The sequence below is a fragment of the Winogradskyella costae genome, from assembly GCF_013403865.1.
Taxonomy (GTDB): Bacteria; Bacteroidota; Bacteroidia; order Flavobacteriales; family Flavobacteriaceae; genus Winogradskyella; species Winogradskyella costae.
The window spans coordinates 578,978-603,201 of record NZ_JABFDK010000001.1 but is presented as its reverse complement, the minus strand read 5'-3'; the positions used below and the strand labels follow the sequence as shown (position 1 = coordinate 603,201).

General features: G+C 34.6%; 14 protein-coding genes. 8 read left to right on the top strand and 6 right to left on the bottom strand.

The genetic code is table 11. The features are described 5' to 3' along the window. Window positions 1-374: 374 nt before the first annotated feature. The 6 genes from HM986_RS02605 to ilvD form a co-directional block, all read right to left on the bottom strand. Window positions 375-1,967: an NADP-dependent glyceraldehyde-3-phosphate dehydrogenase gene (locus HM986_RS02605; protein WP_179333521.1), complete on the bottom strand. Its 1,593-nt coding sequence runs from the start codon at window positions 1,965-1,967 to the stop codon at window positions 375-377. A gap of 80 nt (window positions 1,968-2,047) precedes the next feature. Then, on the bottom strand, window positions 2,048-3,316 hold the full coding sequence (gene ilvA, locus HM986_RS02600; protein ID WP_179333520.1) for a threonine ammonia-lyase IlvA: 1,269 nt from the start codon (window positions 3,314-3,316) through the stop codon (window positions 2,048-2,050). Between the two features lie 101 nt (window positions 3,317-3,417). Beyond that, window positions 3,418-4,917 (bottom strand): ketol-acid reductoisomerase, encoded by a 1,500-nt coding sequence (gene ilvC, locus HM986_RS02595; protein ID WP_179333519.1) that lies wholly within the window; start codon window positions 4,915-4,917, stop codon window positions 3,418-3,420. A 119-nt stretch (window positions 4,918-5,036) separates the two neighbouring features. Beyond that, window positions 5,037-5,567, bottom strand: a complete 531-nt coding sequence (gene ilvN, locus HM986_RS02590; protein WP_179333518.1) for an acetolactate synthase small subunit — start codon at window positions 5,565-5,567, stop codon at window positions 5,037-5,039. A 106-nt stretch (window positions 5,568-5,673) separates the two neighbouring features. Continuing rightward, on the bottom strand, window positions 5,674-7,410 hold the full coding sequence (gene ilvB, locus HM986_RS02585) for a biosynthetic-type acetolactate synthase large subunit (RefSeq protein ID WP_179333517.1): 1,737 nt from the start codon (window positions 7,408-7,410) through the stop codon (window positions 5,674-5,676). Between the two features lie 156 nt (window positions 7,411-7,566). Then, entirely contained in the window at window positions 7,567-9,246 is a 1,680-nt protein-coding gene (gene ilvD, locus HM986_RS02580) for a dihydroxy-acid dehydratase (RefSeq protein WP_179333516.1), read from the bottom strand. A 498-nt stretch (window positions 9,247-9,744) separates the two neighbouring features. On the opposite strand from ilvD, the gene HM986_RS02575 reads away from it, so the two are divergent. The 8 genes from HM986_RS02575 to bglX all read left to right on the top strand — a co-directional run bounded on the left by HM986_RS02575 (window position 9,745) and on the right by bglX (window position 24,107). Further along, complete coding sequence (locus HM986_RS02575; protein WP_246288441.1) at window positions 9,745-10,374, top strand: fasciclin domain-containing protein; 630 nt, start codon at window positions 9,745-9,747, stop codon at window positions 10,372-10,374. 142 nt (window positions 10,375-10,516) lie between these two features. Further along, window positions 10,517-13,324 (top strand): helix-turn-helix and ligand-binding sensor domain-containing protein, encoded by a 2,808-nt coding sequence (locus HM986_RS02570; RefSeq protein WP_179333514.1) that lies wholly within the window; start codon window positions 10,517-10,519, stop codon window positions 13,322-13,324. A gap of 249 nt (window positions 13,325-13,573) precedes the next feature. Beyond that, the gene (locus tag HM986_RS02565) at window positions 13,574-16,672 is read left to right on the top strand and encodes a SusC/RagA family TonB-linked outer membrane protein (RefSeq protein WP_179333513.1); all 3,099 of its coding nucleotides are present in this window, start codon (window positions 13,574-13,576) and stop codon (window positions 16,670-16,672) included. Between the two features lie 12 nt (window positions 16,673-16,684). After that, on the top strand, window positions 16,685-18,094 hold the full coding sequence (locus HM986_RS02560) for a RagB/SusD family nutrient uptake outer membrane protein (protein ID WP_179333512.1): 1,410 nt from the start codon (window positions 16,685-16,687) through the stop codon (window positions 18,092-18,094). Window positions 18,095-18,203: 109 nt separating this feature from the next. Then, window positions 18,204-19,565: a glucoamylase family protein gene (locus HM986_RS02555; protein WP_179333511.1), complete on the top strand. Its 1,362-nt coding sequence runs from the start codon at window positions 18,204-18,206 to the stop codon at window positions 19,563-19,565. Between the two features lie 2 nt (window positions 19,566-19,567). After that, a complete protein-coding gene (locus HM986_RS02550) occupies window positions 19,568-20,944 on the top strand; it encodes a glucoamylase family protein (protein ID WP_179333510.1) in 1,377 nt (458 codons plus the stop codon). Window positions 20,945-20,958: 14 nt separating this feature from the next. Then, on the top strand, window positions 20,959-21,759 hold the full coding sequence (locus HM986_RS02545; RefSeq protein ID WP_179333509.1) for a carboxylesterase family protein: 801 nt from the start codon (window positions 20,959-20,961) through the stop codon (window positions 21,757-21,759). Window positions 21,760-21,764: 5 nt separating this feature from the next. Beyond that, a complete protein-coding gene (bglX, locus tag HM986_RS02540) occupies window positions 21,765-24,107 on the top strand; it encodes a beta-glucosidase BglX (protein ID WP_179333508.1) in 2,343 nt (780 codons plus the stop codon). The last annotated feature ends 117 nt before the right edge of the window (window positions 24,108-24,224 follow it).

Below are 24,224 nucleotides of genomic sequence, written 5' to 3'. Positions count from 1 at the left end.
ACACCTAAGTTCCTAATGAAGATTGTACCCTTTCGGGCGACGATTCAAAATATGGCGTACAGCATCTATGTTAGTATCTGTATTTACTAAAAAAATTGAAAAGCGAAATAAAAGTGTTGAATTGTTCAATGTGAAAAAATTAAAATTGATTAACTGAATGGTTTTAAGTAGTTCCATTAGCGACGTCGCCTGTTTAAAAACAAGCGTGTGGGTCTTTCAATTCTATTTCTTTGACTTAACATAGTGTAAATTTAGAATTATTATTTAATAAATATCTTAAAGTTTGTGCTTTTTTTGATTTTTTTATGAAATTCTTAATTCTTAGTAATAAAACTTTAAATAATTCAATATGAACCACTTTACGACACTATCTGCTAGAGAATATAATCTGTACTTACAAAATTGGAAGCTCTAGAGTCTAATAAATCTTTTAAAATAGCATTGTTATAATCATTGTCTTTAGAGGCTACAAATGTTCTAATTGAAAATGAACGTAATGCATCATGAACACTTAATGTAGCAACCGCAGAATCTTTTCGACCTGTAAACGGATAAACGTCAGGTCCACGTTGACAAGAACTATTAAGGTTTACCCTACAAACTAAATTCACTAAGGTGTCAATTAGTGGTGCTAGTGTTTTAACGTCTTTGCCAAATAAGCTTACTTGTTGTCCATAATTAGATTCTGCCATATCATCTAAAGGTTCTTCTATATCTGAAAAAGGCACTACAGGAATTACAGGTCCAAATTGTTCTTCTTGAAAAACACGCATGTCTTTTGTTACCGGATATAAAACGGCAGGGAAAATATAGTTTTCAGTTGTTTCGCCTCCTTTTTCGTTAATTACTTTTGCACCTTTTTCCGTAGCGTCGTCAATTAAATCTTGAATATACGATGGCTTATCTGGTTCTGGTAATGGTGTTAATTTTGCTCCATTTTCCCATGGATTTCCGAATTTTAATGCATCAACTTTAGCTGAAAAGCGTTTGTTGAATTCTTCAATGATATTTTCGTGCACATATAATACTTTCAATGCTGTACAACGTTGACCATTAAAAGAGGTTGTTCCCGCGATACATTCGTCTATTGCTAAATCTAAGTCGGCATCTGGTAATACAATTGCTGGGTTTTTAGCCTCAAGACCCAACACTAAACGTAGTCTATTACTTTTAGGATGTTGGTTTTGTAACGCATTTGCGGATTTGCTATTTCCGATTAAAGCTAAAACATCAACTTTACCAGATTGCATAATTGGAGCAGCAACTGTTCTTCCCCGGCCATAAATGATATTTACAACTCCTTTCGGGAAACTATCTCTAAAGGCTTCCAACAATGGTGAAATTAAAAGTACACCATGTTTTGCAGGTTTAAAAATGGCTGTATTCCCCATAATCAAGGCAGGAATTAAAAGCGCAAAGGTTTCATTTAAGGGATAGTTATAAGGGCCTAAACAAAGTACAACACCTAAAGGTCCTCTTCTAATATGTGCATTAACACCAGAGCTTTTGACAAATTTAGCGCTGTCACGATCCATTTGTGTATAATCTTCGATAGTATCATAAATGTATTCAACGGTTCTATCAAATTCTTTTTCAGAGTCAGGCAGAGTTTTACCAATTTCCCACATGAGAAGTTTTACAATTTCTTCACGCTTAGTTTTCATTTGAACTACGAATCTTTCCATGCAGGCAATTCTATCCACAACTTTCATAGTTGGCCATAAACCTTGTCCTTTATCGTATGCGGAAACAGCAGCATCTAATGCTTTAATGGCTTCTTTTTTTCCTAAAGTGGGAATCGTTCCAAGTAGTGTAGGTTTATAGTCTTCAGTGGAGGAAATTGTGGAATATACTTTAGAAGTTTCTCCTCGCCAAGGAATCAGAGCGCCGTCTACTAAATAGGTGTTCTGGTCGACTAAATTTTTAATTTGAAACTGTTCTGGGATATTCACAAATGTTGAAGTCATAATAACTTGTTTTGAACTATTAATTGTAAGTAATAAAGATACTTAATTGTATCCTTTAAGAGGGTTAAGTATATGTTAACCTATACTAAAAACTGAAATAAATCAGGCTTGTCATTTAGGTAATCTCCATAGAAATTATGGAGTTTCATTTTAGTAATTAATGGCTCTAAATCATCAGGGGATTTTAACTGTAAACCAACGACGGCCACATCATTTTCTCTGTTGACTTTTTTTGTGTATTCAAAATGGGTAATATCATCTGTTGGTCCTAAAATATCAACTACAAAATCACGCAAAGCACCCGCACGTTGCGGAAACTTAATAATAAAGTAATGCTTAAGATTGGCATAGAGAAGGGCACGTTCTTTAATTTCTGCCATTCGAGTGATATCATTATTGCTACCACTAATAACACAAACTACGTTTTTACCTTTAATTTCTTCAGAAAATTGGTCTAATGCACAAAGACTTAAAGCTCCTGCAGGTTCAACAACGATAGCATCTTTGTTATATAAGTCTAAGATGGTCTGACAAATTTTACCTTCGTCTACCGTTACGACACGATGTAATGTCTCTTTACAAATAGCAAAACTTAAATCTCCAACACGTTTTACTGCAGCTCCATCTACAAAACTATCAATGGTCTTTAATTCTGTGTTTTTATTTTCTCTAATAGACGTTAACATCGCTGGTGCGCCTTTTGGCTCTACACTAATAATTTTTGTTTGAGGAGATAAGATTTTAAAGACTGAAGATAATCCTGCCGCCAATCCACCACCACCAACGGGTACAAAAACGTAATGAATAGGGTGTACTTTAGCTTGGTCTATAATTTCTAAGCCAACGGTCGCCTGACCTTCGATAACTTTCTCGTCATTAAAAGGGTGAACAAACGTTTTATTGAATTCTTTGCATTGTTGCATTGCTGCATGGTAAGCATCATCAAAAGTGTCACCAACTAGAACAACTTCAACATAGTCTTCCCCAAACATTTTTACCTGTTCAATCTTTTGATTTGGAGTAGGAGAGGGCATAAAAATAGTGCCTTTTATTTTTAAAAGCTTACATGAAATTGCAACACCTTGGGCATGATTTCCTGCACTGGCGCACACAATTTCGTTTTCAATTTGAGAAGGACTCAAAGAGGCTATTTTATTATATGCACCACGAATTTTGTAAGAACGGACAACTTGTAGATCTTCTCTTTTAAAATAAATGTTAGCATCAAAGTCTTTAGAATATCTCGCATTTTTAATTAAAGGTGTTACTGACGCAATCCCAATTAATTTTTCTGCTGCAGCTTCAATAGCTTTTAATGTTGGTCTGTATGTAGTTTTTGTTTCTTCCATGCTCACTTCCCTTGAAAAAGGGAATCTCTTATTTATTAGACCTATCAGGTTTTGACTTTGGCTGCGCTCAGCCATCATAAAACCTGACAGGATAATTTTTGTTACGCTAATACAGATGTTTTTACATCATCAGTTTTAATCACTTTCATAGCAGTCATTGCCGCACGTAAACGATGACCCACAGCCTCGATAGGATGGTTTCTAATCGCATCATTAACAGCGATTAATTCTATATTGTCAACTCCTGTTGTTTTTGAAAATGGCTTTCCAATGATCGACGTATCCACTGTTTTCATAAAATCAGTTAATAATGGTTTACAAGCATGATCAAATAAATAACAACCATATTCAGCTGTATCAGAAATAACACGGTTCATTTCAAATAATTTCTTTCTTGCGATTGTGTTGGCGATCAGCGGTAATTCATGTAAAGATTCGTAATAAGCAGAATCTTCGATAATACCTGCGCTTACCATAGTTTCGAAAGCGAGTTCAACGCCAGACTTTACAAATGCAATTAACAAAACACCGTGGTCAAAATACTCTTGTTCTGTGATGTGATCTGAAGTTAATTCTGTTTTTTCAAAGGCAGTTTCTTCTGTTTCAGCGCGCCAGGTTAATAGGTTGATATCGTCATTTGCCCAATCTTCCATCATAGTTTGAGAGAAGTGACCCGAAATAATATCGTCCATATGCTTTTCGAAAAGCGGACGCATAATACCTTTTAACTCTTCGGATAATTCGAAAGCTTTCAGTTTTGCAGGATTTGATAAACGATCCATCATGTTAGTGATTCCTCCATGCTTTAATGCTTCGGTAATCGTTTCCCAACCAAACTGAATCAATTTAGCAGCGTAACCAGGTTCAATACCTTCTTCAACCATCTTATCGAAAGATAAAATGGCACCGGTTTGTAATAAACCACAAAGAATAGTTTGTTCACCCATTAAATCACTTTTCACTTCTGCAATAAAAGACGATTCCAATACACCTGCACGATGACCACCAGTTGCAGCAGCATAAGCTTTAGCCTGAGCCCAACCTTTTCCTTCAGGATCATTTTCAGGGTGTACTGCAGTTAATGTCGGAACTCCAAAACCTCTTTTGTATTCTTCTCTTACTTCAGTTCCTGGACATTTTGGTGCCACCATAATTACGGTTAAATCCTCACGGATTTTTGTGCCTTCTTCAACAATATTAAAACCATGTGAATAGCTTAATGTTGCTCCTTTTTTCATTAAAGGCATTATCGCTTTTACAACATTGGTATGTTGCTTGTCTGGTGTTAAGTTTAACACTAAATCTGCCGTTGGTATTAATTCTTCATACGTACCAACAGTAAATCCGTTAGAGGTTGCGTTTTTGTAAGAATCACGTTTTTCATCAATAGCTTGCTGACGTAGCGTGTATGAAATGTCTAATCCAGAATCTCTCATATTTAATCCTTGGTTTAGGCCTTGAGCACCACAACCAACAATAACTATTTTCTTTCCTTTTAATACGTTTACGCCATCTTCAAATTCTGAAGCGTCCATGAAACGACATTTTCCTAATTGATCTAATTGTTCTCTTAATGGTAATGTGTTGAAATAATTTGACATTGTTTCTAGTTGTTTTTGTTTGAAGAAAACTGAATTGAGAAAGAGAAAATAGACGCTATATACTTTCCGTAATTTTCTTGTCTCTCAACACTATTTTCTAATCGCTTTATTTTATTTATTTAGTGTTGCAACGCTTTAAGCATTGTTGATATTTTCATTTCGTCTTTAGTGACAGCAATGCGCCCTGAGCGTGTAAATTGCATAATTCCAAAAACAGTTAATTCTCTATGTAGTAAATCTATTTCTTCCTTTTTACCCGACTTTTCTATAACGAAGAAATCACGATTTACAGTGACAATCCTAGCATTACTTTCTTTTATAATATTTTGAATTTGGCGCTCATCAAACAAGAGGTTAGATCTCATTTTAAAGATGCAAGATTCTTGATAAATGATTTCCTCTTCTGTGTGATAAAATGCTTTTATAACTTCAACTTGTTTTTCAATCTGACCCTGAATCTTTTTCATTTGAGATTCGGTAATATTGACGACAATGGTAAATCTTGAAACACCCTCAATTTCTGATGGTGACGTATTTAAACTTTCAATATTCATGTGTCTTCTTTGGAATATTGCGGAAATTCTATTCAGCAACCCAATGTTGTTTTCCGTATAAATTGAAACGGTATATTGTTTGTTTTCTGTACTCATTTCTTTGAGATTATAGATAAAAGAAAATCGTAAACAGAATCTTATTTCGTTCTATCTTACTTTTTTCTCTCATTGGTCTTTATTCTTTTCTCTGTATTCTGTTTATTTACTCTAATCGTATATCTGAAACACTTGCTCCTGTTGGAATCATTGGGAATACATTACCTTCCTTTTCTACTCTAACTTCTAAGAAATAAGGACCTTCACAGTCAATCATTTCTTTTACAGCGGTTTTTAAATCTTTGCGTTCGGTTATTTTTTGGGCTTCAATAGAATATCCTTTTGCAATGGCTACAAAATCTGGGTTAGTCATTTCGGTAGAGGCATAGCGTTTATCGAAAAATAACTGTTGCCATTGGCGTACCATACCAAGGAATTCATTGTTTAATACCACAATTTTTACAGGTACTTTTTGTTGAAAAATAGTTCCTAATTCTTGAATTGTCATTTGGTAACCTCCATCGCCGGCAATCATTACGACCTCTCTGTCTGGAGCTGCCATTTTTGCGCCAATAGCCGCTGGCAGCGCAAATCCCATTGTTCCTAATCCGCCAGATGTAATATTACTTTTGGTTTTGTTGAATTCGGCATAACGACAGGCAATCATTTGGTGTTGACCAACATCACTTACAATAGCAGCGTTTCCTTTTGTCTGAATGTTGATTTCTTTCAACACTTCAGCCATCGTTAAGCCTTCTTTAGTAGGGTGCAAGTCGTCTTTAATGACTTTTTCGTATTCTATTTTATATAAATCTTTAAACTTTTGATGCCAGTCACTATGAGAATTTTCATTCAATAATGGCAACAAGCTTTTTAAACTAGCTTTTGAGTCTCCTAAAACGGCGACATCTGTTTTTACGTTTTTATCTATTTCCGCAGGATCAATATCAAAATGAATAATTTTTGCCTGCTTTGCATAAGTTTCTAAATTTCCTGTAACACGATCATCAAATCGCATTCCAATAGCAATTAATACATCACAATCGTTAGTTAAGACATTAGGTGCGTAATTACCGTGCATACCAACCATCCCAACATTTAATGGATGTGACGTAGGAATCGCTGAAGCACCTAAAATTGTCCATGCAGAAGGAATGCCGGCTTTTTCTATAACAGCTTTAAATTCCTCTTCAGCCTTTCCTAATATAACCCCTTGTCCCCAAACTACTAATGGTTTCTTAGCATTATTAATGAGTTCCGCTGCTGCTTTTAACGAATTTGCATCCGTGTCAGGAATCGGTTTGTAGCTTCTAATACCTTTACATTTCTCATATTTAAAATCGAATTCTTCAAATTGAGCATCCTTTGTAATATCAATTAACACAGGTCCAGGTCTTCCGCTTCTAGCAATGTAAAATGCTTTTGCAAAAGCCTCAGGAATTTGAGACGCTTTAGTAACCTGGCAATTCCATTTGGTAATCGGTGTAGAGATTCCGACAATATCAGTTTCTTGAAAAGCATCACTTCCTAATAGGTGTGAGCCTACCTGACCTGTAATACATACCATTGGAGTAGAGTCGATCTGTGCATCAGCAATACCAGTAATTAAATTGGTTGCTCCAGGGCCAGAAGTTGCCATGCAGACTCCTACTTTACCTGAAATACGAGCATAACCTTGTGCTGAATGCGTGGCGCCTTGTTCATGACGAGTTAAGACATGATGAATTTTATCTTGATACTTATATAATTCGTCATAAACTGGCATAATTGCTCCGCCAGGATATCCATATAGTATATCAACACCTTCGGCTAATAAACATTTTATTACGGCTTCGCTACCAGAAATACGTTCTGTAGTTTCGGTGCTTTTAGTGTTATTTTGTATGGTTTGAGTTTCTTTCATGTTTTTACTTCCCGTGAAATTGGGAATCTCATTTTAAAATCTGTTATCCTTTTGGATACTAGACGGGTTATTCAATACTTATCTTTTAATTCAATTTTTAAGCGATTGGCTTTATGTTCTCTCGCTTAAGAGGTTACTTCTTACAAAATAAATTTTTTAAAATTCGTCAGTGACACAGCCTTTAGATGCTGATGATACGGTTTTAGCATATTTATATAGAACTCCACGTTCAAATTTTAATTCTGGTGCTTTCCATTGTTGACGTCTTTTCTGAAGTTCGGCTTCTGAGACCTCTAATGAAATAGAATTGGTCTCGGCATCGATCGTTATAATATCTCCATCTTTTACGACGGCAATAGTGCCACCTTCTTGTGCTTCTGGTGTAATATGGCCTACAACAAAACCATGTGTTCCACCTGAAAAACGACCATCTGTAATTAAAGCTACATCTTTACCTAAACCTGCTCCCATAATTGCAGCAGTTGGTTTTAACATTTCTGGCATACCTGGTCCACCTTTTGGACCTTCGTATCTAATGACGACCACATCTCCTTTTTCAACTTTTCCATCTCTAATACCATCGTTTGCGGCATATTCTCCTTCAAACACTTTAGCTTTTCCTCTAAAGCACAATCCTTCTTTTCCTGTGATTTTAGCGACACTTCCTTCGGTTGCTAAATTCCCGTAAAGCATTCTTAAATGTCCTGAGATTTTTATTGGTTCCTCAATTGGTTTTATAACGTCTTGGCCTTCTTTTAAATCGGGTACATCTAATAAGTTTTCTGCAATTGTTTTTCCTGTAACGGTTAAGCAATCTCCATGAATCATACCTTTCTTTAGAAGATATTTTAGTACTGCGGGAATACCTCCAACAGTATGAACATCTTCCATTAAATATTTTCCACTCGGTTTTAAATCGGCTAAAAATGGTGTATTATCGCTGATTGCTTGAAAATCTTTTAGTGTAAAATCTATTTGTGCCGCTCGTGCGATAGCTAAAAAGTGCAATACGGCATTGGTAGAACCTCCTAAAATAGTCACTAATCTTACTGCGTTTTCTAAAGATTTTCTAGTAATAATATCTGAAGGTTTTATATCTTTTTCTAATAATAAACGTAAAGCCTCACCAGCTTTTACCGATTCTTCCTTCTTAGCGTCGCTTAAGGCAGGGTTTGAAGAATTGAAAGGCAAGGTCATTCCTAAAGCTTCAATTGCTGAAGCCATTGTGTTTGCAGTGTACATACCACCACAGGCACCAGCTCCAGGACACGCTTTTTCAACGATACTTTGATATTCAGTTTCGTCCATGGTTCCGGCAACTTTACTTCCCCATGCTTCAAAGGCAGAAACAACATCTAATTTTTTTCCTTCGTGGCAGCCAGAATCTATTGTGCCACCATAGACTAGTATACTTGGTCTGTCTAAACGAATCATGGCCATTAAAGCACCTGGCATATTTTTATCACATCCAACGACGGTGATTAAGCCATCATAACTCATGGCCTGAACTACGGTTTCCATTGAATCTGCGATAATGTCTCGAGAAGGCAGTGAGTAACGCATGCCTGGGGTCCCCATAGATATTCCGTCACTTACACCAATAGTATTGAAAATTAATCCAATAACATCTTCATTTTTTGTGCCTTCTTTAACCAATTTGGCTAAGTCATTAAGGTGCATATTGCAAGGGTTGCCTTCATAACCCGTACTTGCAATGCCGACGATTGGTTTAAAAAAATCTTCTTTTGTTAATCCAATAGCATGCAGCATGGCTTGAGCAGCTGGTTGTGTTGGATCTTGTGTAACTGTTTTACTGTATTTATTTAATTCGCTCATAATAATAGTTGTGCAACATCGATTTGCTAAATCTAAATTACTTGATATGCTATATTTAGTTATTAATATTCTATTTCTTATTCTAAATTCAATACTCTAAACAGTTGTTTAATGTGCTTAAAATCAAAGATATAAGTTTTGTTTATTATGATGTTCAAGTAGGTGAATTTTTTACATAAAAAAAGCCTTCCGAAAAAAGGAAGGCTTTAAATAAATCTATATTTTAATTTATCATAGCATTCCTTGGCTTCGCGAAATAATCACGATGCTAATAATAGAAATGATATTGATAATTTGGTTTTTCATATTAAAATCAAATATTATACATTTTATTTTAGAATCCAAATTAAAGAAGCTAGATGTTATTAAAGGAGTGCACTAAATAAGAATATACTTTTTGTTAAAGTTATATTAAACCTAGCGCTGATGACATCCATACTGCTGTATTACAGTGTATATAACATAACCAATAAATAAAATTTAATTATGAAATTAAAAATGAATAGAATATTAGGAATCGTAACATGTATGTTATTTGTAGTAACTACAGCATGTAACGATGGCAAAAAGGAAGAGGAAAAGATGAAGATGGAAGCTGAAAAAGTTGAAATGGAGGCTAATCAGCAAAAAGAGATGGAAGATAAAAAGATGGAGGAAGAAAGAAAGGCCATGGCAATGGAAATTAGTATTGCAGGTAAAGCAATGTCTAATGAAGATTTAACAACGTTGGTAGCGGCATTGAAAGCTGCTGATTTAGCAACAATGTTATCAGAGCCTGGAAATTACACTGTTTTTGCGCCATCTAATCAGGCCTTTTCTAAATTACCAGAAGGTACGGTAGATAATTTATTAAAACCTGAAAATAAAGAAAGTCTTCAAGGCGTTTTGCAATATCATGTGGTGCCAGGGAAAATAACTTCTGATAAATTGATGGAAGCTATTAAAGGAGGAAAAGGGAAATACACCTTTAAAACTGTCACGGGTGAAGAGTTAACGGCTATGATGGATGGAGATCAATATGTGATTCAGGATTCAAGAGGTAAAAAAGCTCAAGTTGTTCAAGGAAATATTGATGCATCAAATGGAATAGTATATATTATTAATGATGTTTTGATGGCTAAGAAATAATAGCGTTTAAAAAGCAATTGATTAAAGACTCAACTTCGGTTGGGTCTTTTTTTGTTTCACGAATTATTACCGGAAGTATAGTTACGTTGAATGAAATTCTTATTTTTAAAGCGTTTTCGTAAAATTTGTATATTGTTGTTGCATGAAAAAAATATTAATTTTTTTATTTTTCTTAATTGTTTTTTCTTCAGACTGTTATAGTCAATTCTCTCCAAACATCCATAACTTTACTTTAGCAGAGTATAAAGCAGGTAACCAAAACTGGGGTATTTCTAGAGCTGACGATGGTAAAGTGTATGTTGCTAATAATAGTGGATTATTAGAATATGACGGTTTGATTTGGAAATTTCATCAGTTACCCAATAAAACGATTGTAAGATCTGTTTTGGCTGTTGATGCTATTGTTTATACTGGATCTTATGAGGAATTTGGATATTGGAAAAAAGATGAGTTTGGATATCTTAAGTATTATTCATTAAGTGATACTGTACTTGACTTAATATCTCCAAACGAAGAAATATGGGAAATTGTTAGTTTTAAGGATAAAATTATTTTTAGATCCTTCCTAAATATTTATATCTATGATTTTGAGAAGGTCATTCAGCTAACGCCTGGTTCTGTTATAATCTCTTGTAGTGAGGTTGAAGATGACTTATATATAAGCACCTTAAATCAAGGTGTCTTTTTATTAAAAGAAAAGGAGCTAGAGTCTTATTACTTTAATGAGTCACTATTAGATACTAAAATTGTTTCCGTTAATAAGTATAAGGACGGGCTTTTACTTATGACCTCGCTGAAAGGTAGCTTTTTCTTGAATGAAGGTCGGCTAATTCCAACAGATTTTGAAATAAATAAACAGATACAACTACATCAGTTAAACGCATTTTCAATTTTAGGTAATGGAGATATGGTATTCGGAACCATAAAGGATGGAGTGTTTTTAACAGATAGTAATGGGAATACGAAATTTCATATTAGTAAAGAGAATGGCTTACTTAATAATACTGTTTTAGGTCAGTCTATAGATAAATCGGATAATCTATGGTTAGGTTTGGATAATGGTATTGCGAATATTGAACTTAATAATAGCAATTATTTTTTTAACGATGTTTCTGGTAAATTAGGTGCTGTTTATGATGTAGTGAAGTATAAAGGTGTTATTTATATTGGAACAAATACTGGACTTTTTAGGTTAGATGAAGACGATAAATTGAAATTCATAGAAGGGTCTCAAGGTCAGGTATGGGATTTAGAGATTATTGAAGATGAACTCTTTTGCGGTCATAACGAAGGTACATTTATTGTAAGCGCAGATAAAATGATTAATATTTCTACCTATACAGGTGGTTGGACAATTAAAAAAGTGCCAGAACGAGAAAAGACCTATATACAAGGGACGTATTCTGGATTGGTACGATTTGAAAAAGTATCTGGGGAATGGCAGGTAAAATATCTTGGTAAAACTACAATTCCTTCACGGTTTTTAGTATTTGAAAATCCACATACGGCTTGGGTGGCACATGCCACTAAAGGTGTTTCTAAGATTAGTTTTGACGAGAATTATAATGCGATTACTGAAGTTAAGGAGTATCACGATAAAGGTTTAAGTTCTAATTATAATGTGCGCGTTTATAACATTCGAAATAATATCAGCTTTAAAACTAATGAAGGATGGCAAAAATATGAACCGATTCTAGATTCTATAGTGCCTTATGAGTTGCTCAATGATTTATTAGGTAAGAATAGTTATATTATTTCAGAAGATAATACAGATGTTTTTGCCTTAAAAAATAAAGGTGGTTTTATAGAGTTCAAATCTTTTGATAATTCTAAAGGTGATTTTTACTTGAATGACATATTTTTAAAGAATAGGTATATTGTTGGCTACGAAAATGTTTCAAAGATTAAAGATTCAATTTATGCGCTAAATCTTGATAACGGTTTTATGATGATAGATAATACGTCTATTGCAAGTGTCAGTTTATTTAAGCCAGAAATAGAGACAATTTCTATTAGTGGTGTTCCTCTAAGTGTTGCTGCTATTAACGATAAATCGGCGAATTTTAAATTTAAAGAAAGTATGGCAGTAGAGTTGTCGTCTTCAAAATCTCTTAATCATTTTTTTGAGTATCGTATCTCAGAGACAACGGCAGTTAAAGAAAATGAGCCCTGGTATGCTGTTGAAGGTAATAAGGTAGAATTTTCTAACCTTATAGATGGTGATTATACCATTGCTTTTAGAACTAGTGATAATGCCGGAAATGTTTCTCCTGTTCAGTCATTAAGAGTCGACGTCTACCCTCCATGGTATAGAGATACATTAGGGTATATATTGTATGCACTTTTAGCGGGAGTAATTATAGTTGTATTTTATACGTTACATAATAAGAAAATTGCCAAAGAACAGCGCATCATTAAAATCAAATACCAGAAAGAGCAACAAAAATTACTTCGCGAACAAACTCTAGAGAACGAGAAGCGAATTGTTCAGCTTAAAAATGAATCCTTACAGAATGAGATTAAATTAAAAAGCAAGCAATTGGCCAATAATGCAATGGCATTAGTTAAGAAAAATGAAACACTTCAAGACATCAAAAAAGATTTGATGGTGAACAAAGAAGGATTTAATAACTACTATTCGTATAAAAAGATTGTAAAAAAATTAGATAATTCGATTGTGTTAAAAGATGAATGGGAGGTTTTTGAAAATAATTTCAGTCAGGTTCACGATGAGTTTTTTGAAGTTCTAAAAGCGAAGCACGCGATACTTACATCGAAGGATTTAAAGATTTGCGCCTACATCAAAATGAATTTATCTTCAAAAGAAATTGCACCACTTATGAATATCTCAGTAAGAGGGGTCGAAACACATCGATATCGATTAAAAAAGAAATTAAATTTAGAAAATGACATTTCTTTGGTCGATTATTTATTAAATGTTAAAAATTAGGTGTGTTTCATTACTTAATTCATGTTATCTACTACGTCATTTATACGTCATTTTAAGATTTTGTTTCTAACTACAACGTTTTTTTTATAGCTTTATAGTACGTCAACGGTGTTTTCTTAAGACTTTTTAACATTCTTGGTTACGCATGACGTAATTAAAATGTAAATAGATGTTAATATCATTTAACATTTGATTATAACTTGGTCTTTTAAATAAACTAACAGTCTAACTTAAATAGTAATCAATTTTATGAAAACAAAAATCAGTCTATTGTTGATGCTCTTTGTTTCAATTTGTGCTATGGCACAGCAAATTGAAATTAATGGGGTGGTAACAAGTAAAAATGATGCAATGCCTTTGCCAGGAGTCAGTATTATAATTAAGGGTACAAATACTGGTACCTCTTCAGATTTTGACGGTAATTATACTTTAGTAGTAAATAAAGGAGACCAAATAGAATACAGTTATATTGGTTTTAAAACAATTGTTGTTACGGTTGGGGATGAATCAAAAATTGACGTGTCACTAATTGATGATATAGAAAGCCTTAGCGAAGTTGTTGTTATTGGTTACGGTACTCAAAAACGTAAAGAAGTAACTGGGGCAATTGCCAGCGTTTCAGGTTCGGAAATAACTAAGCAGCCTGCAGCAAATGCTCTTCAGTCTATTCAAGGAAAAATGACAGGTGTAAATATTGTAAACACCAATGCACCGGGAAGTGAGCCTAATATTACAATAAGAGGTATAGGTACGGCGTCTGCTGGTAGTGACATACTTTATATTGTAGATGGTATACAGGTGAATAGTATTACCAATATTAACCCAGAAGATATCGAAACTTTTGATGTCCTTAAGGATGCTGCGTCTGCAAGTATTTATGGTATGAATGCTGCTAATGGTGTTGTTATTGTAACAACAAAAAGTGGTAAAAAAGGAAAAATGAAAGTTGAATTGTCTTCTTATTACGGAGCTAAATCAATGTTAAATCCTGTTGATATGGCTAACTCTAGCCAGTACGTAAGGTATTTTAACGAAAATCAATTTATGAATGGTGAAACAACATTCTTATCACCTAATCAACCGCATGATACAGATTGGTATGATGAATTGACAGATATTGGATTTAGTAATTCTAATAACGTAGCTATTTCTGGCGCGAGTGATGATATAAAATACTTTTTTAGTTTTAATAATTATAGTGAAGATGGTGTTTTAGAGGATCATGATTATAGTAGAAATACAATTAGAGCCAACAATAGTATCGATTTGTTTGACGATCGTATGACTATTAGTACTAATGTAAGTGCATCTTTTATAAAAGCGTTACCTAAACCGTTTAATGCATTTAATTCAGCTTATAGACAAGCACCAATTGTTCCTGTGTTTTATGAAAGTGGGCAATATGGTCAATCTTTTTGGAACCAAACAACAGGTATTGCAACATATTTAGGGGCTAATACAGACGTTATTGGGTCTCTAAATTCAGTAGGTAATCCAATAGCTGCAGTAGAGTATACAAATCAGGTAAATAACACAACGGATTTACAAGGTAGTTTTCAGGCAGATTTTAATATTACAGATGCTTTAAAGGCTTCTGGTAGATATACAGGTACAAAATCATACTCTAAAAACAGAAGCTTTAACGATACAAGAGCACTTTGGTTAATAAGTGACCCAACGAGAACGGATGAGGAATTTCAAATTAATCAAGATAATAATCCAGAAGTAACAACTTTTGCAAATAATAGTTTGTCTTATACAAGTTCAGAAAGTTATAGATATAATTTAGAAGGTTTTTTAACTTATGACAAAACATTTAACTCTGTACATAACGTTAATGCTGTTGCAGGATTTTCTAGAGGACAGAGAAATGACGTCTTTACAATGTATGCTTTAGGTTATGGGGTGCCTTCTCAAGAAAATTACTGGAGTATTAATTTTGCTGATGATGGTTATGAAAAAGTGGTATCTCAATTTTATTCTACTCCAACAAGAGAACAATCTTATTTTGGTAGAGTAATGTATAATTACGACGGGAAGTATTTCTTGCAAGCAAATATTAGAAGAGATGGTACAAGTAATTTTAAAAATAATAGTAATGAAGATTATTTTGACAACTTTCCAGCACTGAGTGCAGGGTGGACAATCTCTGATGAAAGCTTTTTTAATGTTCCATTTATTAATTTTCTTAAGCTAAAAGCAGGATGGGGACAAGTAGGTAATTCTAGGGTGCCATTTAATCAATCTACTATAACAACTGATACAGGTAGTAATAGTGTAAATTATGTGTTTGGAGCAAATCAAGACTTGGTATTTGGTGCTGCATATGGAGCAGAAATTCTTCCGATTTCTTGGGAGGTTACTGAAGAACTTAATGCTGGTCTAAATTTAACGGCTTTTGATAACAGGTTAAATGCCGAATTTAATTATTACGACCGAAACACTAAAAATGCCATTTTATTAGTAACTCCTATTTATACAACAGAAGGTTCGGGTAGCTTTTACGATCATGGTGCAGAAGTGACTAATAAAGGTATCGAAATTGATTTAAAATGGAGAGATAATATTACGGATGATTTATCTTATAACATTGGAGCTATATTTTCTACAAATAAAAATAATGTTGAAAATGTTAAGTCTGCTTATGACGGACAAGTGGGAGGAAGTTTAAGTAATGGTCAAATTACAAAACGTTTGGAAGAAGGGCAGCCTCTATATTCATGGTGGATGTATGATGTTGAAGGAGTTTGGCAAAATCAAGAAGAGATTGATAATGGAGCCAGTATTTCAGGGGCATTACCTGGGCACTTAAAGTATTCAGATTTAAATGATGACGGTATTATTGATGATAAGGATAAGAAATTTTTTGGATCTTATTTACCAACATTTTCATACGGACTTTCTCTAGGTTTAAATTATAAAAATGTCGATTTAATTATTGAAGGCTATGGATCTGGAGGTAATAAAATATATAATGGATTGAAAGGAACACGTATTAATGGTGGTGAAAATATAGCAGCAGATGTCTTTAACTATAGATGGACAGGTGAAGGCTCTACAAATACAAATCCAGGTGCTAATAGAGATTCTTATGCGTCTAGTTATTACTTGGAGGATGGTGATTATTTCAGAATCAATAACATCACTTTAGGATATACATTAAAAGATGTTATAAAAGGAGTGAGTTCAGTGCGATTATATGCTACAGCACAAAATCCATTCATGTTTACTAAATATTCAGGATTTACGCCAGAAATTATTGGTTCTTCTGCCGGTACAGGTGGTATAGAGCTATCAGCTTATCCAACCCTTAAAACATTTTTATTCGGTGTTAATATTGAACTATAAAAAAAATTGAAGATGAAACTAAAAACAATAAAATTCGGAATGTTGCTTTTCACTTTGCTTTTAGTGGCAAATTGTAGCGATGATTATTTAGACGTAGACAGCAGGGCAGAAATAGATGCCGCTGATAGTGGAGAGGTGGTTGAACCAGAGGAACTTGTAAATGGAGTATATGGAATGCTTACAGATTGGGATTATTCGTTCTCTTATTTAGGTGTAACAGAAATTATTTCAGATAATGCGGATAAAGGAAGTTCAGCATCAGATACAGGTGCAGATAAGCATTTATTAGATGCTTTAGAGCATACAACTACAGGACCTTCAGTTTTAGCCATGTGGGAACATTGGTATAAAAGTATTGGTAGAGCGAGTATCGCTATAACTTATACAACAGATTACGGCTTAACTGATGAAGCCTATAAAAATAGACTTATAGGAGAAGCAAAGTTTTTGAGAGCTCTAAACTATTTTTGGTTAGTACGTTCTTTTGGAGATGTACCATTGCAACATTTAGATTATGTGGTACGTCAACCTAAAGCAGATGTTTATGCTTTTATTGAGCAAGATTTATTGGATGCAATTGAATTGTTACCTAGTAAAAATGAATATGCTAGCGCTGATTTAGGAAGATCTACCCAGGGTGCAGCTCAGGGGTTATTGGCTAAAGTGTATTTATATGAAGAGAAATGGCAAGATTCTTATGATATGGCTACAGCTGTAGTTACAGGTGGTAATTATGATTTACACCCTAATTACGCAGAAGTATGGAGGGCGTCTCAAGAAAATGGGATAGAATCTCTTTTTGAAGTGCAAGGAAGAGGTGAGTCTATAGCGCATGGTGTACAGCAATACTCACAAGTTCAAGGTGCCAGAGGTACTGGTGGATGGGGCTGGGGATTTAATATTCCATCACAAAACCTTTTAAATGCTTTTAATGCTGAAGGTGACGCAATTAGAAGAGATGCGACTATTATTTTTGCAGGCGAGACACTATGGGATGGAAGAGAAGTAAGTGCTTCTGCAGAAAACCCAATGTACAGTGAAAAGGCATACTCTAGCGCCAATGCAGGTGATAGTGATGGAGATAAAAATGTTAGAATCCTTCGTTTTTCTGAAGTTTTATTAATTCAATCCGAAGCCGCTCTTCGTATTGGTGCTGATGCAGCGACTCCTTTAAATAGAGTTAGAAATAGAGTTAATTTAGGGTCTGTGACATCTCCAACTTTTGCAGATATTTGGAAAGAAAGACGCTTAGAATTGGCTTTTGAACATGATAGATGGTTTGATCTTGTTAGAACTGGTGAAGCTCAAAGCGCAATGGCTGCAAATGGAAAAACATTTGAAGTAGGTAAGCATGAGTTGTTCCCAATTCCATCATTACAAATCAATCAAACTCCAGAGATGACGCAAAATCCTAATTGGTAACTTTAGGATGAGAAGACATAAGAATTAAAACACTTTATTATTTGAATTAGTCTTTAATTTAACTGCATCTAGAACGAATTAGGTGCAGTTAAATTTATAAAAATCACATATGAAATTTTCGACATTTTATATTACCATTTTAATCATGGCCTTGTCGCTTTTTGCTTGTAAACAAGGAAAAAAGCACACGTCAAAAGAGGAGTCAGGATCTCAGATTAAACTAACGGAAAGCAGTCTCTTAGATACTATTCAGTACCAAACCATCAACTACTTTTGGGAGGGTGCAGAACCTAACTCTGGTTTAGCAACAGAACGTCTGCATTTAGATGATGATTATTCATTATCACCAAAACAGACCGTTACTATTGGTGGCAGTGGATTTGGTGTAATGGCGATTTTAGTGGGTGTAGAAAGAGGATTTATTAATAAGGAAGAGGCTTTAGATAGATTTCTTAAAAATGTAGATTTTCTTGAAAAAGCAGATCGTTTTCATGGTGCTTGGCCGCACTGGTTAGATGGGGAGACAGGTAAGGTGCTAGCATTTAGCAAAAAAGACAATGGCGGAGATTTAGTAGAAACAGCATTTTTAATACAAGGTTTGTTAACCGTTGCAGAATATTTCGATGGTAATACAGAAAAGGAAAAACAATTAGTATTCAAAATAGATGAACTTTGGAAAAGTGTAGAATGGGATTGGTATACTAAAGGTGGTGAAGATGTATTGTATTGGCATTGGTCACCAAGTTATGGCTGGGATATGAATTTCCCGGTTGGTGGTTATAATGAGTGCTTAATTATGTATGTTCTTGCAGCTGCTTCACCAACACATCCAATTAGTAAATCCATTTACGAAAAAGGTTGGGCTAGAAATGGTAAAATCGTATCTAACAAAAAATATTACGGAGAAGATCTTGTACTAAATTATTATGAGCATGATAATCATTCCGTTGGACCGCTATTCTGGGCTCATTATTCATATTTAGGATTAAATCCAAATGGATTATCCGATCAATATGCAGATTATTGGAAATTAACTCAGAACCAAGCCAAAATTCATTATAAGTATGCTGTAGACAATCCAATGCAATATAAAGGATATGGTGATAGTCTTTGGGGATTAACCTCTAGCTACTCCATAAAAGGGTACCATGGTCATAGACCTGAAAGTGATGTTGGAGTGATATCTCCAACAGCAGCGCTATCCTCATTTCCATACACTCCAAAAGAGAGTATGAATGTTTTAAAAAATATTTATAAAAATCATGATAGCTTAGTAGGTAGGTATGGACCTTATGATGCTTTTAGTTTTGAATCTAATTGGTACACACCACGCTATTTGGCCATAGATCAAGGTCCAATTCCTGTAATGATTGAGAATTATAGAACAGGCTTATTATGGGATTTATTCATGAAAAATAAAGAGGTACAATCAGGTTTAGATAAGCTGGGTTTTAAATATAAAAAGAATTAATTATGAGATTTTTTAATCTATTCATAGTCGCATTAATTTGTTTTAGTTGTGGTACGGACGATAGCAGCTCAAATTTTCAAGAGCCTAATGAACCTGACTTAACGGATGATGACGGTCCAGTTGTTATAGTAGAAACCTTAACGGATGAAGAACTGTTAGATTTAACTCAACAGAAAACTTTTAAATACTTTTGGGATTACGCAGAGTTTAATTCAGGCGGCGCTAAAGAACGTTACCATCCAAATGATCCTTCAAATAGTCAAAATGTTGTGACCACGGGCGGAAGCGGATTTGGATTAATGGCTATTTTAGTAGGAATAGAGCGCGGTTATGTTTCAAAAGCCGTAGCTATTACTAGATTAAGTAAAATTTTAAACTTTTTTGAAGGTGCAGATCGCTTCCATGGAGCATGGCCACATTGGATTGATGGAACAAACGGAAATGTCATTCCTTTTAGTAGTGAAGACAATGGAGGTGATTTGGTCGAAACCGCACTTTTTACACAGGGTCTAATTTGTATAAAAGAATATTTTAAAAACGGAACTGATGAAGAAATTGCTTTAGCGACTCAAGCAGATGAATTATGGAAAGGTGTAGAGTGGGATTGGTATACTCAAAACCAGAATGCCTTGTATTGGCATTGGAGTCCAGAAAATGGTTTTTCAATAAATTTAGAACTCAAAGGATATAATGAAACGCTAATAGCGTTTATCTTAGGTGCAGCTTCGCCGGATTTCCCTATTCCGGCAGAAGCGTACCATCAAGGTTGGGCTAATAATGGGAACATAGTGTCATCTTCAAGTCAATATGGTATTCCATTGATATTAGATCATGCCGGTAATGGTACAGGCCCTCTATTTTGGGCGCACTATTCGTTCTTAGGATTAAATCCTACAAATCTTTCTGACCAGTATGCCAATTATTGGGATTTAAATGTAAACCATACTAATATTAATTATCAACACTGTGTTAGCAATCCCAATAGTTATGCTGATTATGGTGAGAATTGTTGGGGTCTAACAGCAAGTTATAGCCGAAATTCAAATGGATCAACAGGGTATTCAGCACACAGTCCTGAAAATGATTTAGGCGTTATTTCTCCAACAGCAGCCATAAGTTCTATTCCTTATACGCCAGAGAAGTCATTAGCAGCAATGCATTATTTTTATAGTAAAAAAGATATTTTAATGGGAACAGCAGGATTTTACGATGCCTTTAGTCCACAGTATAATGATTGGGTAACTGAGCAATATTTGGCTATTGACCAAGGGCCAGAAATTATAATGATTGAAAATTATAGGTCTGGTTTATTCTGGAATCTTTTTATGCAAAATGAAGATGTTCAAAATGGCTTGAATGCTTTAGACTTTAATTATTAAAAAAAATATAGAATATGAAACATCAAATGTTAACTCTAATCTTTAGTATTATGATTTTTAGTTCAGGTGTTGTAAAAGCACAGCAGACTGAATCTCAAAAGGAATTATTTTCATACGAAAATCATATTGTAAATGAAGATACGCTCAATTACAGAATGCTTTTACCTAAGGATTTTGATGCGTCTAAAACCTATCCATTAGTGTTAATGCTTCATGGAGCGGGTGAACGCGGCAATGATAATAAAAAACAACTCGCTCATGGCAGCAAATTATTTTTAAATGATACCATAAGAGATGCATTTCCTGCCATTGTGATTTTTCCGCAATGCCCTAGAGATGATTATTGGTCTAAATTGGAAGCAGACCGCTCAACAAAACCTATAACATTTAAGTATAAATACAAAGATGTACCGACTACTGCAATGGCCTTAGTGATGGATTTAATGGACGAGATGGTTGCTCAGCCATACATAAAGACTGATCAGGTGTATGCAATGGGATTATCAATGGGAGGTATGGGAACGTTTGAAATCATTCACCGTAACCCTAAAATGTTCGCTGCGGCAATACCTATCTGTGGAGGTGGAGATCCAGAATCTGTGACACCCTACGCTAAAACTATTCCGTTATGGATTTTACATGGAGCAAAAGATGATGTAGTTGATCCCAAATTATCTTTAAATATGGCATCTGCAATAATTAGTGCAGGTGGTTTCCCTAAACTAACTTTATATGACTTTGCAAATCATAACAGTTGGGACCCAGCTTTTGCAGAACCAGACCTTTTAAATTGGCTTTTTTCAAATACTAAATAAAAATAATGAAGAGATTAATTAACGTTCAAACAATCACAATTGCTTTTTTAGCAATATTACTTTCAAGTTGTAATTCAGACACTAAGACAATGGCTGAATCCAAAATGACTACAGAGAATCCATTTGCCTCAAAAGTGGATTCTATTTTAGAATTAATGTCTATTGATGAAAAAATAGGGCAGCTTAATTTACCAACTTCAGGAGATATTACAACAGGTTCAGCGAAAGGATCCGATGTAGGAAAACGTATTGAAGAAGGAAGAGTGGGAGGTTTGTTTAATATAAAAACAGTAGAAAAGATTTATGAAGTTCAGAAAATAGCTGTCGAAAAAAGTAGATTAGGTATTCCTTTAATTTTTGGAATGGATGTTATTCATGGTTACGAAACTACATTTCCTATTCCTTTAGGGCTGTCTAGTTCTTGGGATATGGAGATGATAGAAAAAACGGCACGTGTAGCAGCAAATGAAGCAAGTGCAGCTGGTATCAATTGGACGTTTTCACCAATGGTTGATATATCTAGAGACCCTCGTTGGGGGCGTGTTTCTGAAGGAAACGGAGAAGATCCCTTCTTAGGAAGTAGAATAGCAGAAGCTATGATTAAAGGGTATCAACAAGATGATTTAAGTCTAAATAACACATTAATGGCCTGTGTAAAGCATTTTGCTTTATATGGCGCATCCGAAGCTGGTAGAGATTACAATACGGTGGATATGAGTAAAATTAGAATGTACAACGAATATTTAGAGCCTTATAAAGCGGCCATTGATGCAGGTGTAGGTTCTGTTATGGCATCCTTTAACGAAATTGATGGTGTGCCAGCAACTGGAAACAAGTGGTTGCTTACTGATTTGTTAAGAGACGACTGGGGCTTTAATGGTTTTGTAGTAACTGATTACACCGGAATTTTTGAAATGACAGAACATGGAGTTGGAGATAAATATCAAGTTTCAGAACAAGCTTTAAAAGCAGGTGTGGATATGGATATGGCAGGTGATTCGCCATCAATACCAGCAGCTTTTGTAAAAACCTTGAAAGAATCTTATGAAAATGGAAAGGTTTCAATGGATGATATTGATGCTGCAGTAAGACGAATGCTAACGGCTAAATTTCAATTAGGATTATTTGATGACCCTTACAAATATTGTGACGTTAATAGGTCAGAAACCGAAATATTTACACCAGAAAATAAAGCATTCGCCCGTACAGTGGCAGCTGAATCTATGGTATTACTTAAGAATGAAGCGCAATTATTACCTATAAATAAATCTGGTACTATTGGTTTAATTGGTCCGTTAGCTAAAGCAGGAAATAATATGGCTGGTACTTGGAGTGTGGCCACAAAACAGGAAGAATCAAACTCAGTCTTTGATGGTCTAACCGAAGTTATTGGTGATAAAGCCACTTTGTTATATGCTAAAGGGAGCAATATTGATTACGATTTAGAGTTAGAGCAACGTGCAACAATGTTTGGTAAAGATATTCCGCGCGATGGCCGTACAGATAAGCAGTTATTAGATGAAGCGCTTCAAATAGCAGCTAAATCTGATGTTATTGTAGCAACAATTGGTGAATCTGCAGAGTTCAGTGGAGAAAGTAGTAGTAGAACTGATTTGGGTATTCCCCAAGTGCAGAAAGATTTGTTAAACGCTTTATTGAAAACAGGAAAACCTGTGGTTTTGGTTCTGTTTACCGGACGCCCACTTGTTTTAGTTGAAGAGAATGAAAACGTGCAAGCAATTCTTAATGTTTGGTTTCCAGGTAGTGAAGCTGGTTTAGCAATTTCAGATGTATTGTTTGGAGATGTTAACCCATCAGGTAAATTAACGGCAACTTTTCCAAGAAACGTGGGGCAAGTACCAATTTTTTACAACCATAAAAATACAGGTCGTCCTTTAGGAAATGAAGACGGTAAATTCGAGAAATTTAAAAGTAACTATATCGATGTGCGTAACGAGCCATTATATCCATTTGGTTATGGATTGAGCTATACCTCATTTGATTATTCTAACTTTAATATTAATACATCTTCAATTGCTATGGATGGTGTTGTAGAGGTTTCTGTAGAGGTAACTAATTCTGGAGATTACGATGGTAAAGAAGTGGTGCAGTTATACCTTAGAGATGTAGTTGGGTCAGTAACAAGACCCGTTAAAGAGTTAAAAGGGTTTCAAAAAGTTCAAATTAAAAAAGGAGAAACGAAAACAGTTACTTTTAAACTGACCGTTGAAGATTTGAAATTCTATAATTCAGATTTAGATTTTGTTGCCGAACCTGGAGATTTTCAGGTATTTGTAGGTACGGATTCTGATACTAAGATGATGAAAGAATTTGTGTTAACGAAATAGAAGGGTCCTGAAATCGATATTTCGAGACGTAATACTATTTCGTATTGTAAATCAAAATTTCAATAAAATTATAAGTCCAATTTGGATAAATAAATGGTTTAAACAAAGAATATATTT